9 protein-coding genes are annotated in these 15,308 nt (G+C 46.6%); 2 read left to right on the top strand and 7 right to left on the bottom strand.

The features are described from left to right. Nucleotides 1-196: 196 nt before the first annotated feature. Nucleotides 197-2,041: an ABC transporter ATP-binding protein gene (locus PSE6802_RS0102360; RefSeq protein WP_019498469.1), complete on the top strand. Its 1,845-nt coding sequence runs from the start codon at nt 197-199 to the stop codon at nt 2,039-2,041. A gap of 43 nt (nt 2,042-2,084) precedes the next feature. Here the strand turns inward: PSE6802_RS0102360 and PSE6802_RS0102355 are convergent, their stop codons facing one another. Then, nucleotides 2,085-2,417, bottom strand: a complete 333-nt coding sequence (locus PSE6802_RS0102355; RefSeq protein ID WP_019498468.1) for a hypothetical protein — start codon at nt 2,415-2,417, stop codon at nt 2,085-2,087. Between the two features lie 446 nt (nt 2,418-2,863). Between PSE6802_RS0102355 and PSE6802_RS0102350 the strand changes: the two genes are divergently transcribed. Then, nucleotides 2,864-3,427, top strand: a complete 564-nt coding sequence (locus PSE6802_RS0102350) for a Uma2 family endonuclease (protein WP_019498467.1) — start codon at nt 2,864-2,866, stop codon at nt 3,425-3,427. Nucleotides 3,428-3,455: 28 nt separating this feature from the next. Here PSE6802_RS0102350 and PSE6802_RS34210 read toward each other — a convergent pair whose 3' ends face one another. From PSE6802_RS34210 to PSE6802_RS30685, 6 genes are all read right to left on the bottom strand, one after another. Next, complete coding sequence (locus tag PSE6802_RS34210; RefSeq protein ID WP_019498466.1) at nt 3,456-3,749, bottom strand: DUF1016 family protein; 294 nt, start codon at nt 3,747-3,749, stop codon at nt 3,456-3,458. Further along, complete coding sequence (locus PSE6802_RS0102340; RefSeq protein ID WP_019498465.1) at nt 3,740-4,657, bottom strand: nucleotidyl transferase AbiEii/AbiGii toxin family protein; 918 nt, start codon at nt 4,655-4,657, stop codon at nt 3,740-3,742. Before PSE6802_RS0102340 ends, PSE6802_RS34210 begins: the two co-directional genes overlap by 10 nt. Beyond that, on the bottom strand, nt 4,654-5,247 hold the full coding sequence (locus PSE6802_RS0102335) for a type IV toxin-antitoxin system AbiEi family antitoxin domain-containing protein (RefSeq protein ID WP_071592251.1): 594 nt from the start codon (nt 5,245-5,247) through the stop codon (nt 4,654-4,656). The genes PSE6802_RS0102340 and PSE6802_RS0102335 overlap by 4 nt, the downstream gene beginning before the upstream one ends. A 230-nt stretch (nt 5,248-5,477) precedes the next feature. Then, complete coding sequence (locus tag PSE6802_RS30690) at nt 5,478-7,430, bottom strand: GUN4 domain-containing protein (protein WP_019498463.1); 1,953 nt, start codon at nt 7,428-7,430, stop codon at nt 5,478-5,480. Nucleotides 7,431-7,569: 139 nt separating this feature from the next. Further along, the gene (gene cbiD / locus PSE6802_RS0102325; protein ID WP_019498462.1) at nt 7,570-8,652 is read right to left on the bottom strand and encodes a cobalt-precorrin-5B (C(1))-methyltransferase CbiD; all 1,083 of its coding nucleotides are present in this window, start codon (nt 8,650-8,652) and stop codon (nt 7,570-7,572) included. Between the two features lie 18 nt (nt 8,653-8,670). Continuing rightward, complete coding sequence (locus PSE6802_RS30685; RefSeq protein WP_019498461.1) at nt 8,671-15,261, bottom strand: response regulator; 6,591 nt, start codon at nt 15,259-15,261, stop codon at nt 8,671-8,673. Nucleotides 15,262-15,308: the final 47 nt, after the last annotated feature.

Raw genomic sequence — 15,308 nt, 5'->3', positions numbered from 1 at the left:
GGACGGGGTGCAGGGATTCCACCCCTGCGTGGGGGCGCAGCCCCCCCTGTCTTAACAGATCTGTCTATGGCTATACAAGCCAGTTTGACTGAAAGCTAACGGCAATCATACAAATGGGTGAGGTAGATAGATAGCGCCTTTGTAGTATGTTGTAGTATTACATCTGTATAGCGTGAATGGCGATCGCAGAGGCATTATGGCAACATTCCAGCACATACTCAACTATTACCGTCGCTATTGTCGTAGCTCTATTTTCAGCATTGCTGCATCCAGCCTGTTTGAAATTATCGATTTAGTCGTTCCCTACGCGATCGGGCAAATTCTCAACGTGCTGTCCGGGCAGCCCGTTGATAGCATTATGCAAAAAACGATCGCGGCAGTTGCTTATTTGACTGGTCAAACTGACGGCTCTCAGAAAAATCTGTCGCTGGCAGTGCTGTTGGGAATTATCTTTATTGTCACTGTGGTGAGAGCACCGATTCAGCCCTGGATCGGAGCGTGGTATCACTGGGAGATCGCGCTGCGAGCGCGGCGGGATCATACTCAACGAGCGATCGCCAAGATTCTGATGCTACCGCTCGATTTCTATGATGAGAACAATCCGGGACGGATTGCGGGACGAGTAGCGAGAGGACTAGCCAATCATACCTGGACGTATCCCGAAGTGGCGGGACAGCTTATCCCAAAACTGTTTCGGATTCTGGGCATATTTGTCGCGATCTGGCCGATCGAGTGGCGGATTGCCGTTCTCTTTCTGATTTCGTTTGTGGCAATTCTGGGACTGACTTTTAGAAAACTGAAGCGCCTGATCGATAAGGAAGAAATTCTGGACAAGCATCAGGAAAATACGGAAAGTCGGACTTCAGAAATTATCACCAATATCAAGACGGTAAAGGCGTTTGCTGCCGAGCCGGAGGAGATGCGCCGCCAGAGCGAACGACTCAATCGCGAGTTAAAGACGGTGTTATATAGCATTCACTTGGGCTACGTGAAATTGGCTACTTTGCAACGCACGCTCGTGCAAACCTGCGTGTTTGTGGTGCTGGCCTTGACCCTGATGGCGACTGTGCGCGGTGACATCTCATTGGGACATTTTGTTACGACTCTCACCATCTCTAGCATGGCATATTCGGAGTTAGATCCCATTAGCAATCTTGCTGAAGTATTTGCCCGTCGCTATGCTTCCATGCTGCGCTTCCATGAATTTATGCATCAACCAGACGGACAAGATGCTGCCAACATTGCCCTTAATATTGGGCAAACTATGGGAAGAAGACAGACACCATCAGCTACTTATGAATTTACTGGGAAGTTAGAGTTCAGTCATCTCAGTTTCGCCTACGAGCGCGATCGCCCCGTGCTTGACGATATCAATTTGATCGTCGAGCCATATCAAACGGTGGCGTTGGTGGGACGTTCTGGTTCGGGTAAGTCAACGCTGGTAAAGCTGCTATTTCGATATTTTGAACCGAGTCATGGCAAAATCTCGATCGACGGTCAAGATATTCGCAGTTTGGATATTCGAGGCTATCGCCGCCGTCTGGCGATCGTGCATCAAGAGGTGGATATCTTTAACGGTACGCTGTTAGATAATCTCACCTATGGCAATAGCAGTGCCACCTTTGACCAGGTCGAAGAAGCCTGCGCGATCGCCCGCGTGAATGAGTTTCTGCACGTGTTACCCCAAGGCTACTACACGATTGTGGGAGAACGCGGCGTGAGACTGTCGGGTGGGCAGAGGCAGCGGCTAGGGATTGCCAGGGCTTTGTTAATGCAGCCAGATGTGCTGGTGTTTGACGAAGCTACTTCCAGTCTTGATTACGAGTCGGAGCGATCGATCCAGCTAGCGATGCGTCGCATTCAGGGAACGCGCACCACAATTATCATCGCGCACCGCCTCAGTACGGTACGCGAAGCCGATCGGATTGTGGTACTCGATCGCGGCAGGATTGTCGAAGTTGGCAGCCACGACGAACTACTCAAACAGGAGGGCATCTATCACCGCCTCCATTCTCTGCAAGAGACAGGCCAGTTATTGTAGGGCATAGTAGGGTCAAACAAGCGTTTGACCCTACTGTAATCTTTTATTTGGGAGAATCGGTATTATCGATAAACGTAACCGCACAGGTATTGGATCCCTCTCCCATACCCTTGTGATAGAAAGTGAGTTTGTAGTTGGGGAATTTCCGAGATTTCTCCACCAGATCGGTCGCTACCCACAAAGCATCGTGCATGGTATCGGGCAAGTGGAATAATCCTTGCTTGATATTATTTGCCGCCGCATCGGCGATCGCGGCAGTTAACTTCTCAATCGCCTCAGTCACCGCCTCTTTATCCACCTTAATTCTGCGCTTACCATCCGCTTGAGGCTGACTGTGTGCGCTATCATCATTATCATTATTAATTACGCTATTCATAATTCACACGTTATTTTCACTTCAAGAACAGCACGCTAACCATCGATCAGCATATACTATAGCGGTTTTCAGATCGGAGGTGAGCAGGGGGGGTGGGGGCAACGCCCCCAAAAAGGGGAGGCAGGGCGGTTTTGGGGGTTCCCCGCTAGAGCCACTGCCGTGTGAAACCCCTTCACCCCGTCAATAAAACCCGTTCTCAAGTGAAAACCGCTATATTCACTAGACGAGAGTGTTCAGATTTTTGTGTAAATTGAGTCCTGAAGTACGTATTTACGCTGTTTCAGAGGCTCGATACACAAAATTCCGATCGCACCCACTAGACTTAATTGCAAACAGTCAAAGCCTTGTGTAGCAAGGCTTTCAGGAATGGCCTGATGAAGTCTGCTATTTTCCTCAATTGAGGGTGCCAGGGTTATAATTGCTAAAGATATCTAGCAGCAAAAAGTATGCGATCGCCGATCCGCATTTTCTCAGTTACTGAATATTTAGAAGCAGAGAGTAAGAGCGAGGTTCGCCATGAGTATCTGGGCGGTCATGTTTTTGCGATGGCGGGGGGCAGTAAGGCACACAATATCATTACTTTAAATATTGCGAGTGGTTTGCGTTCTCAGTTACGGGGTGGAACTTGCGACGTGTTTATGTCAGATATGAAGGTGAAACTGAAGTCTGCGAATCAAAGTAAAACGATATTTTATTATCCCGATGTGGTGGTTACTTGCAGTCCTGAAGATCGAGATCTCTATTTTGTGAACCACCCTTGTCTGATATTTGAGGTGTTGTCGCCGGGTACTGAGGCAAGCGATCGCCGTGAGAAGCTAGTTAATTATCAAACGATTGATAGTTTGCAAGAGTATGTCCTGATTTCGCAAGATGAGATAAAAGTGGAAGTCTATCGTCAAGATCTGCAAGGAAATTGGACTAAGGAAATATTGGGAAGTGAAGATAAATTAGTCTTGAATTCAGTCAATTTGTCTCTAACGATGGCAGATATTTATGAGGATATTTTTTGATTCTGGCGATCGCTCAAGACCACATCAATCAGATTCCGATGAAGGTAATCGGCGACGGGCAGCAGCGATCGCTTCTTGTAGTTTTGCTTGGAATAATTCTTTCGCTTAAATCCAAAAAATCCAGAATGTAGGGGTCTTTTAGCAGTAGATCTGAGGATAATTGTTGGTCTTGGCGCAGTTGTTCTAAATCGTGGTGAATGGTATTCTCTGGTTTGTGTGAGATTGCGGTGCGCTTGAATAGAATGGGGTCAATACGCTCTTGTAGTTGTCGGGATAACGACAACAAATTTCTATCGCAAAAGCAATAGAGTGTTAATTCCATCTACAGGGATTCCAATAATTAGTAAAAGACTTGCCTGTAGCTATTGCTTGCGTTGGAGGCATCAAAAAAAGCTTCAAGATATCAACGATCTCAGTAAGAGTCTTTTGCTCGGTTTTGAGTGGTGTACGATTGAGAAATGCTTTCCATTGTTGAAGCTTGGCTTGGCCTTCCGAAAACTTATTGCTCAAACACTCTGGAAGGGCTGCTGGAATCGTTGTTTTCCTGCGAGTAAATGTATTCTCGATCGCCTTTGATAAAATTTCCCCATCAAAAGAGAAATTATTGCTCAAATAATAGAGATCGTAATAGTCCTTCATTCGACTATTTAACAACCCCAACTTGACCATTGCCTCATACTTTTCTGCCACAACAGTTGCCTTAGGATAGACAAACAAACTAGGCTTTGGCAAGTCCAAAAGAGCAGGACATTCCATTTCCTCTGGAGCAGGAGTCACATGGTCGCCAAAACCAATATCGAATTGCAGAAAAATCTCAATGCTGTCAAGAAACGCTTTAAATTTTAACCGTATTCCCTCATATTCTTGTGCTTCTTTGATTTTGGAGTGTATCTCACCGCTGAGGTCAAAGGTAAGTCCATCATTCCGCTCGACATCCAAATGGCAAATTTTGTGGAAAATTTCAGCTAAATTTGTGGGTTCGCTATTACCGTAGGAAAGTAAATCTGCATCCCGTGTTGGTCGATAGGGATCTGTTGCCCAAATAGATAGAAGTATTCCGCCTTTAAGAATAAATCTCGATCTATACTCTGAACAGCCTAGCCGATACAAGACACGTTCTAAAGCATACCGCTCAAGAATTAGATTAAAGTCATTTCCTTGGCGCTTAGCTTCGTTTAGTAAACGAGCGCGAATAGATGCTCCTATATTTTTTATATTTCCTTTCTTCATGCCAGCAGTTCAAGATAGGGACGCATCACACTACTCACACGACAAATCTGGGCAAAGTGCCAAAGTTCCTGGATGGAACAAAGTTGCTGCTCCCGACATTCTTTAAGAGCTTCGATCGCGACATCGAGTCCCACTTTGCTGCGAAATTTAAAGCAGTCAGCAATGGTTTTAGCAATGCCAAAAATACGAATGGGTAGTCCTTCAAGGATATGGGTTTCTACGCCTTCGTGAAGTGAATTTCCCGACATGTGAATAATTCTCAGGCGTGCTTCAATCACTTTGGGCGGATGCGCTTTGTTAGCGATCGCGAACCAAATTTCCGATGGTTGTTGGGTTGTAAGACGATGAAAACTTAGGGCGGAAAGTAGGCAAATCACTCCCTGTGGACTACGGAGTGCAGGCTCTAGAAAACTATGATGCCGAGTCATCGATAGATTTAGATTGCGATATACCCCGTGCCCAACGTGCTCGATCGCTTCTTCTTTGAGGAGTTTTTGTAGAGTTGCTTGAATATTTTTGCGTTCAGACATATTGCGCGGGCTAAAGAGACCCGATGTGGGTATATGCTTCCGAGAAACTATTGTAGTCAAGGCTTACTCTCCATTTTCTTGTAAACCACGCGGTAGTTAAGAGCTAACTACCGATCTAATTATAGATTATTTGATTAACCTTAACGCTAGATAGTTTTGGGGAGCAGGATGCAGCCCTCGAAAGAATGCAACGGTGCCAGGTATCGGAACCCCAAAAAGCCGATGAAACCGTTGAAACAGCCGAGGAGCAAAGCGACTAATTGCAACTTGAAATGCTTATCTGCTATAGTTCAAGGCGTGATGCGAGAGAAGAGAAGGCTCCAGCAAAACCCAGACCCACCAACACACACAAACCACCCACCCTCAGCACAAATGACCCGACCCGAACAACGGGCTGGGAGGGTCATAGGGTTTGTTTCGGGGTGAAAAACCAGGCTATTGTAAGATAGCCACTGGTTTTCTCGTCGCCAGCCGACGCGATCACCAAATTCCTTCCATTCTCGCCCATAGTCTTTAGGGCTACCGCATTCTTCCCACACTTTTTTCTGGACGCTAAAGCCATATTTACCGTCACTATATTCTACCCACAAGCGATCTACGATCAGCAAGTCTTCAAGCGGGAATTTCTTAATCGCTTCTGCATCTAGCCAGCCCTCATTTTCTCGCTTGGCGACTTTCAGCATCAGCTCTGCTGTTTTTTGGTCTGCTTCTCGCCACTGCTTATCGCGCAGCAGATCGCTGAGTTCTTTATAATCTATGCCACTTGTCTGTGATCGCGTTGCGAATTCTGACTGACTGTTGACAGGTACAGGTGAATTGATGCGATCGCTTGCTGCATTTGCATCAGCACTAGAAGGTATTACTGAGTCTCCTCTACGATCTAATGATGGGATGTGAGAGAAGAATAGTTCCGCACATTCCCAAGATACTCCTCCCAGCCAACGCCCCTGTCGTGCCACACCTCCCCCACGAGGGAGTACTCCTAGAGGTGATTTATCGAGTTGAGAAATTATATCCGAATAGTCAAGCCACCTATCATTTTTATACCAACCGACATAATAGCCAAATATTTTCCAGTCTTTATTGTCTTTTCTTTCATTCCAGATTTGTTTCTGCACGCTAAAGCCGTAAAGATTCTTGCTGTAGGTTACCCACAGGCGGTCAATTATTTGTAAATCTTCGATGGGGAAGTTCTTGATCGCCTCTACATCTAGCCAGCCTTCCTTCTTTCGCTTAGAGACTTCCAGCATCAGCTCTGCCGTTTTCTCGTCTGCTTCTCGCCACTTCTTATCGCGCAGCAGATCGCGAAGTTCTGTATAGTCCGTGCCACTTGCCTGCGACTTTGTTGTGATGTCTGGCTGGTCGTTGACAGATTCTGGAGAATTGATGCGATTTGGATAGTTTTTATTACTTAATGAAGGTGTCTTCTGTTTCTCTGGTTCTGTAATTACTTCTCGACTCCGGTCAATTTGCGTAACTCCTCCTCGTTTTTGCTGCCAATCAATCCGCACAAACTGTAATGCCTCCAACACAAATTTTGCGGCGTTCTGGGCGGCAGTTTGCTGGCGAGCGTCTTTATCCTGTGCCTTATTACCATCTGCCCAGTCGCAAATGGCTTTCACCAAAATCCAGTCCACTCTGTTTTCTTGACAGGCGACGTACAGACCCGCACCCTCCATCTCGCCGCCAATTGCTTCTGGTTCAAAGCAATGCAATTGGTCGCGAAAGTCAACATTGTCCACCAGCTTATCGCCAGTTAACACTACGCCAAAGCGTACCTTCGGCTCCTCCTCCCTAAGCAGAACGGTACTCTTGAAAAGATTGATAAGCCACGGTGAGGCATGGGGTTTATCTCCCCGCAAGATAATCTGCAATTGCCCATTCTGTATACCTACCCGTTGCAGGTCATATAGACGCAATTGTTCCGTCACCAAAATATCGCCAATCGCTTGCTTCTCCTCGTTAATACCAAAAGCAATTCCCACCATAATGACGGCAACAGGTGAAAGCGCATCGATCCCTTTGCTAACTGTAACCAAGGCAGAACCCAACCCACCGCTACCCATCTCCGACTGCGTCATGAAAACCCGCGCCCCGTTAACTGTCCCCAAGTTGAAATAGACGCGATTGTCAATCGATTGTGGCGTTGCTTTGCAATCAGTGGCTTGCTCAAAAGCTTTCATCACTGCACGACTTTCCACTTTAGTTACAGTGACAAGCAGCACATCAGCCTTAGAGGTCATAGGATTCTGGTACCTTTCTTATTAGTTTCTGGAGTCAGAATTTACTTCTACTTTGCAAGGATTTGTTTTCTAATTCTTGCATAAATGTCCTGAGTGCAGGACAAAAAGTTGCAAAGTATTGAGCTTCCTGCACCCCGTTCTAAGCCTGTTGGCTATAGTTATAAGTGGAAATGATTTTCCCAGAGCGATCGCAAAGTACGGTTCCGATCCTCAAATCCCGTTCGGCATATTTGCGGACATAGGCGATCGCCCGCTGACTAATTCGTCGGGCAATATAATCGAATATGGCGCGATCGCAGCCACGTTCGGCTAAAAATTTCTGCACTGCTTCAGCCGTCGGCATTTGTTGGATTTGCTGCAATAACTCTAGTGGGAGACCTTCATGTACCGATGCTGCTGTGAGAATTTCGATTCTACCGTCGGCTAAGTGACTGGATGTATTAAAAATACCGCCCGCCAGTTTCAACAACTTGCCGTGATATCCAACCAGGGTCACCTGTTGCACGCCCAGCAGCGCCGCTTCCACCAACATCGCACCAATCCAATTAGAGGTCTGCACGATGCATGTCGGTTCAAATCCCAGCTTAAGCGCTACCTGATAACCGTTGGCACCAATACAAAAGGCTAAGTCCAAACCTTGCTGCGCCTTGAGTTGCAGGTCTTCTCGAAAATCCGCCAACTTTTCTTCGGCAGAAAGTGGCTGTGAAATTGCACTGGTACCCAGTAATGCCAAACCCTCTAGAATGCCAAACACAGCATTAGAAGTACGCTCGGCCAGCGATCGCCCTTCGGGTAAGATGAATCTCACTCGCACGGTTTTACCTAATGGCACTAATGATAACAAGTTAGTATCGGCTAAATCCCGCGCAAATTTGTAAATGGCGGGGTTCCCATCTGCGGTTCTACCCAATCCCTCGCCCGCTTCTAGAATTAAACTCTCACCCTGCCACGGTTGCAGTTGCACCCATGCCCAAATTGGCGTACCTGCTGTAAGGTCGAGATTATCGCCAGGATCGCTTGCAGTAATTGCTAGTGCCGAATCACTTGATAAGCAAGCACGTTGCACGATCTCTATTTCACCAACATTTCCATCCAACAAATCCAACGTCACACTAGACGTGGCGGTTTGTTGTCGATCGAGTAAAGATTGCAGTGCTGCCTTAGCTGAAGCGATCGCAAACACCGACAATGTAAAACCAGACCTCTTGCCCAGAGCAGTCATACTACTTGAGACTTTCTTTTAGACCAATACCTCGCCCTGCAGCAGCCTTTGCGTAGCGCTGAGCAGTACTTCATCCTGATATGGCTTGGTAAAGTAACCCTTCGCTCCTAGTTCCTTGGCGGTTTGGCGGTGGCGATCGGCACCGCGCGAGGTCAACATGGCCATCGGAATCTGACTCAGGTGTTCGTCCTTTTGCAGTCTAGAAAGTAGCTCTAGACCGTCCATGCGTGGCATTTCAATATCGCAGATAATTAGATTGCAGGGCAGCCCCGAACGCAATTTCTCCCATGCATCCTGTCCGTCTCTAGCTTGCTCTACCCGATAGCCGACCTTGGACAATGTGAGAGAGAGTAACTCGCGTACGGTGATGGAGTCGTCTACAATCAGCACTGTAGGTTCGAGGGTATCGCGATCTTGTTCGATCGGTTCGATGGCAATTGTGGAGGTGCTGGGACGCAGTCTGCCAGAGGCAATGTCGAATAGCTCCAACACGCTGGCGATCGCCATCACCTTACCATCCCCCAGAATAGTAGCGCCAGCAATACCAGCCGGTTTAGGAATCGGCCCTTCCAGTTGCTTAATTACGATTTCATTCTCACCTAAAAACTGATCGACTTGCAGTGCTAAGTAATTCCCTTCATTGCGCAGAATAATCACAGAGAGTACGTCGTCATCTTGTCTGCTATAGATACCGCTGCGACCGACATAGCGTTTGTAAGATAGCAAGTTAGATAATGGTTGGAAGGGTAAAATTGTATCGCGCCAGGGTATACAGGGTTGCCCTTTACCGTTGAGTTGTACCTGACTCTGCGGAATTTCGATGATATCTTCAAAGCCATCTACAGGGAATGCAATCCTCGTGCGATCGCTAATACAGAACATTGCCTTAGAGATACTGAGAGTGAGGGGTAACCTGATTGTAAAAGTAGTACCCTTGCCAAGGGCAGAGTCAGTATGCACCGTACCGCGAATCTCGTTGAGGGTGGTTCGCACCACATCCAAACCAACTCCTCTACCAGCTAGCTCATCAGCTTTCATTTTCGTACTGAATCCTGCCTCAAATAATAGATCGTAAGCCTGAATATCGCTTAATTCATCAACCTCGCTTTGAGTGTACAAGCCCTTTTTAACAGCACTTTGCTTTACTTTCTCAGTATTAATACCAGCACCATCATCACCAATCGAAATCACGGTTTGATTGCCCTGGTGAAACGCTCGGATCGCGATCTTGCCAGAACTATTTTTCCCTGCAGCCCTTCGCGTGCCTGGATCTTCTAAGCCATGTACGATGGCGTTATTCACCAGGTGGGTCAGCGGGTCATAAAGCTGCTCCAGGATGGCTTTATCAATCAAAGTTTCTCTGCCATGAATTTCTAATTCTGCTTGCTTACCTGTTTTGAATGAGAGATCGCGAACCGCTCTGGGAAGACGATCGGCAATTTGCGCAAATGGCACCATGCGAACTTGTTTCAAGTCATCTTGAATTTGCGTAGTGATCGTACCTAACTGACGGCTGACCTGTTCAGTTTCATCTACCACGAACTCAATATCCGAGGCCGATTCCCTCACTCTTACAACTAACTCAATAATTTCTTGGGATAGAATATGAAATGAGTTATAACGATCGAATTCAATATCTTCAAAAGTAGCAGTAATGGTGTTGCCACTGCTACCACTATCTAAAACTTGCCTTACCGTCAGAGCATCTGAAGTGAAGGAACTGGGAATATTAGTCTTCATCGAACTATCTAATAAAGAGCGATCGTATTGATCCCTCATTCTCTGCGCGACATCTCCGAGCTGCTGCACCTTAAAGAGTAAATTAGCAATAAATTGCTGTAGCTTTTCTTGATCTTGGGCTAGAAGGTTGCGGTTGACTACCAGTTCCCCTACCAGATTATTCAGACTATCCAGGTGCTTTACATCTACCTTCATGGTCTGGGAAACAATTTTAGTAACTGCGCGCTTCGCTAATGTTTGTCGCTTTGCAGTCTTTGTGCTGACAGAGCCTGAGTCTTTAGCATAGGTATCGACCAAAAGGGATTCTAACTCGTCAAACTCATCCTTTGCTACCTGCTTGTTCTTGAGGGGTTGAGACACACTTGCTGAAGGCTTTGGCAGTTTTGGAGGAGGGCTGCTGAGTAAAGCCTCAAGATCTTCAAAACTGTCATTAGGCAAAGGACTAGCAGGTTGTCTAGCTGGCACGATCTTAGATGCAGTAGTTATAGAAGGAGCAGATGAAGCCAGCAAAGCGTCCAACTCGTCAAAACCTTCCGATCGATCGCTGCGATCTGAGCGATCGTGGCTATTTGCGATCGACGATTGCTGTGCTGCGATCGCGGCAGAGTCAAGCGCGTTACCAACCGTGTCACTGTGGTTGCGAAAAGTACCTACAGTATCGTCAATAATACTGCCTAACTCCTCCCATGAATCAAAAGCCGGCTCTTGAGATGACTCTTGCCCCACAGTTTCAGCTTTACCACCGTCATCACCGGATGGATCGACATCGCTATTAGGGCTTACAGGATCGGGGCGATCGTCTTTCAGCTTTGCAGATCCTCCATCGCGATCGTCGCTATCAAGATCGGGATCTGAGAGTTCATCATCCGCCAGTCCAAAGATGTCTGAAATATCGCTCTCCTCATCACCAAGTATCGCGGATAAGTCAGAGAAGTCAGAATCGTTTGCTTCAATACCTGAACTACTAGAGAACTCTTCGTCACCAAGCATTGCAGATAAATCAGCGAATTCAGAATTATTTACCTCAGCTTCTAAGCTACTAGTCAGCTCATCATCTAGTAGCTTGGCCAGATCTTCAGACGATTCCAGAGCATCAGAGGAACTAAAGCTTAGCGCGTCGTCTGTAGTAGCATCGGAGCTAATCCCCAGAATGTCATCTTCAGACGATTCCAGAGCATCAGAGGAACTAAAGCTTAGCGCGTCGTCTGTAGTAGCATCGGAGCTAATCCCCAGAATGTCATCTGTAGTAGCGTCAGAAGTAGCTTCAAAGCTAAAATCTCGACCTTCCTCACCACTATCTTGAGCTAGATTATCTTGAGCTAGATTTTCATCTAACAGGTTTTCTACCGCCTCATCTCGCGCAACATCGCTAGTAGCGATCTCCAGCAGATCGTCAACGTTAGAATCATCAGTCATATTCAGATCTGGGACGCTAAAATCATTTGAGTCGTCAGAAACTAAATAGTTAGGCATATTCAGATCTGGGACGCTAAAATCATCTGGGTCGTCAGAAACTAAGTAGTTTTCCCAGGAATGTTCGGATGCCGATTCAGAAGCTGGCTCAATCTGATGGGCAGTATCATCATCAGGTAGACTGCCCGAATCAACATCTGTTGAACTAATATCTACAGCATTTTCTGGTAGGCTATCTCGCGTTTCTTCTTGCGAGGCGGTGCTGTCTGTCTCCGAGATGGAACTCTCTGCGGCAAGTTTCTCAATTTCTGCCTGATGCAGCTTCTCGTAAAGCGCAGATACGCGACCAGCGGTATCGCCGAGCAAATCTTCGGCATCATCGACGAATACGGATTCCTCATCTTCAGCAGTCACAACAGCAGCATTACTACTATTAGAGGCTAGAGGTATATCTTCTGGCTGAGAAATATCCTCTTGAGTAAGAGTAGCAAAAGATAATTCCTCAGAACTATCATCTGGGGCTAGAGCCATCAAATCGCCAAAGTCTTCCGGGTTAATATCCTCTTGAGCTTGGATGCTAGCACTCGCAGTTTCAGTTGCCACTTCAGGCACCTCTTCACTAGCGCCCAACCATGACAAACTAGCAACATCGCTCGCCGTTTCCCCTACATCGTCTAGTCCAGCAGAGGAGGAAGGTTCTGCGAAATCTGGAAGATCTAGACCTAGATCGATTTCTTCCGAATACTCACCGTCCCCTTGCAAGGCGTTCTCCGGCGCATCATCATCTGCAAATAAATTCTCTAAGTCAACTTCATCGTTTACCGTTTCATCCAAAACGCTTAGATCGTCGAGCACTGCGGCATCGTCTTCCTGAATCGCCGTGCGCTCCTCTAATCGAGTAGATTCAGGGCTTACTTCTGTTGTAGCTGCAAGTTCCAAGTCCTCTCCGACAGTTAGCAGATCTGAAAAGTCACCAAATTCGGGAGTTTCAAAGGCTTGCTCCACCTCATTTACACTGACATCTGTGCCGATATCAACGACAGAGTCACTACCCACTTCAAAATCCCATGAGACTTCAGAGCTGATTTCAGTGTCGTCAGGGATTGCAAACATATTCTGCATTTCGTCGTCCGACACAGTTGCTGAGTCAAGCTGAAGATCTAGCTCGGATTGAGTATCAGGCTCCACCTGCAGATTTGTGGCAAAACTATCAGGGGTATTAGGAGCTTCGAGATCGATTTCTACCTCACCAGTCTCTAGATCGACACTACTTTCCAGGTCAACAACCCCTGCATCGCCCACTTCAAAATCCCATGAGACTTCAGAGCTGGTTTCAGTGTCGTCAGGGATTGCAAACATATTCTGCATTTCGTCGTCCGACACAGTTGCTGACTCAAGCTGAAGGTCTGACTCGGATTGAGTATCAGGCTCCACCTGCAGGTTTGTGGCAAAATTATCAGGGGTATTAGGAGCTTCGAGATCGATTTCCATCTCATCAGTCTCTAGATCGACATTACTTTCCAGGTCAACAACCTCTGCATCTGAGAAACCAGAAAGTTCTAAGTCACCTTCATGAGTAAGATCGTCCGATGCCGTTCCATCATCTACGCTAGGCGCAACTACGTCATCGTACCCTGCTTGTAATTTCGTGTCGCTATTTCGACTACTAGTGTTATCTTCGGAGAAAAACTCTGCTACCTGTTCTTCAGCGATCGCGGGATATAACTCGCCAACGTCCGATGAAGCATTGTCGATCGGCTCCAGTATTTGGCTAGATGCCGCTAAACCTTGATAGATAATATTATCTTCCTCATCAGCATCATCGAGATCGAAACCCAAAATCTCTAGTTCGATCGTTTCATCTAAAACGAGAGCCGACGATAATTCTTTATCCAATTCATCTGTCACCAGTTGTTCGTCGGCGCTACCAACGGTAACCGCCTCTTCCTCAAAATCTGCAACCTCACCCCCAAAATCTTCTTCGTTTTCCAGAAGATTAACTGGCAGCCCCTCTAGATTGCCCTCGCTTTGATTTAGTTCAATATCGCTTGCAAAGTCGAGCGATGCATCAAGATCGCTGCCTGAGCGATCGGTCAAATTATCTATTGTTTCGCCCAGTTCTATTACTTCGAGATCGCTATCTAGATTACTTTCAAATTCACCCTCTAAATTAAGACCTTCCTCATCGCTGGGCTCAGTTTCTGCTGTAGATGCAAATGATAAATCGTCTGCTTCAGATATTACAGATTCAGCATCAATATCGCGATCTCTAGCTAAGTCATCAGTTTCGGCAACGCGATCGGAAAAGGTTACATTATCTGACTCGAAATTGTTGGATGCAGAGCTATCATCCCAACTGAAGCTTTCTGTGCTGTCCTCATCATCTATAGCAGCGTTGAAGTCATCTGCTGTTGAAGGTTCAAAGCTAAAATCATCAACTGCATCTAAGCTGGCTACTTCCCCCTCTTCCTGGAACGAGAACGGATCTTCGACATCTAAATTACTGGTAAAGTCATCTTCTAGATCGCCTTCAAAGCTGCCCGGGAACTCATCGCTGCTATCTGTTACATCTTCTGTAAAAGTATAATCTTCAAGCCCTAGATCGTCTTCGGCAAATACATCGTCCTCGGAACCACTGGTGTCGCCAACTAAAGCCTGAAGCTGCTCGGAAACCCCTATCTCATAGCTCTTCTCAGCCAAAACCAGATCCTGAGCATGTCTAATCTCCCGAATAATTGTCTGCGCTAGAGTTAGATAAGGATTATCTAGATTAGCGATCGCTGACTTTGACGCGGTTATCAGATCCCGCCAGCCACTTATAGTTAAACTTTCTCCTAGCTGTAGCAAGCGATCGCAAACTTCCTGGAGTTGCTGTCTGGTGGTTTGGTTATCATCCTGCTTGAGTAGCTGCAACATATCCCTGAGTCGATCGGCAACCCCCTCCTGGAACCTTACCATCAGCCTATCGTATGCTTCGCTTTCGGCGAGTTGTTCCTTGAAGGCCGTATCGTCAACTCCAGGCATGGATGCAACTAGAGCGTTGAGGTGCAATTCTAGATAGGCAAATACTGGTTCAGCCTCAGCGATCGTTTCTGTCGCAAACTCTTGGGAAATAGTAAAGTTCTCTTCCAAGTGGTCAAGAAGAGCTTGCAGGTGATCGCAACTTGCCAGCAACAAACTCTTGAGCTTTTCGTCCACTGCTATACCAGGACGATCTTTCAGGATTTTGAAGTAGTCTTCTAATCTATGAGATATATGCTGAACGCTGTCAAAGCTGAGCATAGCTGCTCCACCTTTAATCGAGTGAGCAGCACGAAATAGCTCATTAATCCCCTCTGCATCAGCGAGTACTTCCTGGAGTGAGAGCACCCCCTGCTCGATTGTTTGAAGATGCTCTTGGGCTTCTTCAATGAAGTATCTGATTATAGTTGCAGATTGCTGTTGTTCTGAATTCATGACAGGCTCATTTTTATTTTAATGTGACTTAATAATTGCTGAGGGCT

It is taken from the genome of Pseudanabaena sp. PCC 6802 (assembly GCF_000332175.1).
GTDB lineage: Bacteria > Cyanobacteriota > Cyanobacteriia > Pseudanabaenales > Pseudanabaenaceae > PCC-6802.
The sequence above is the reverse complement of the archived record's forward strand: the minus strand, read 5'-3'. Positions and strand labels throughout refer to the sequence as shown.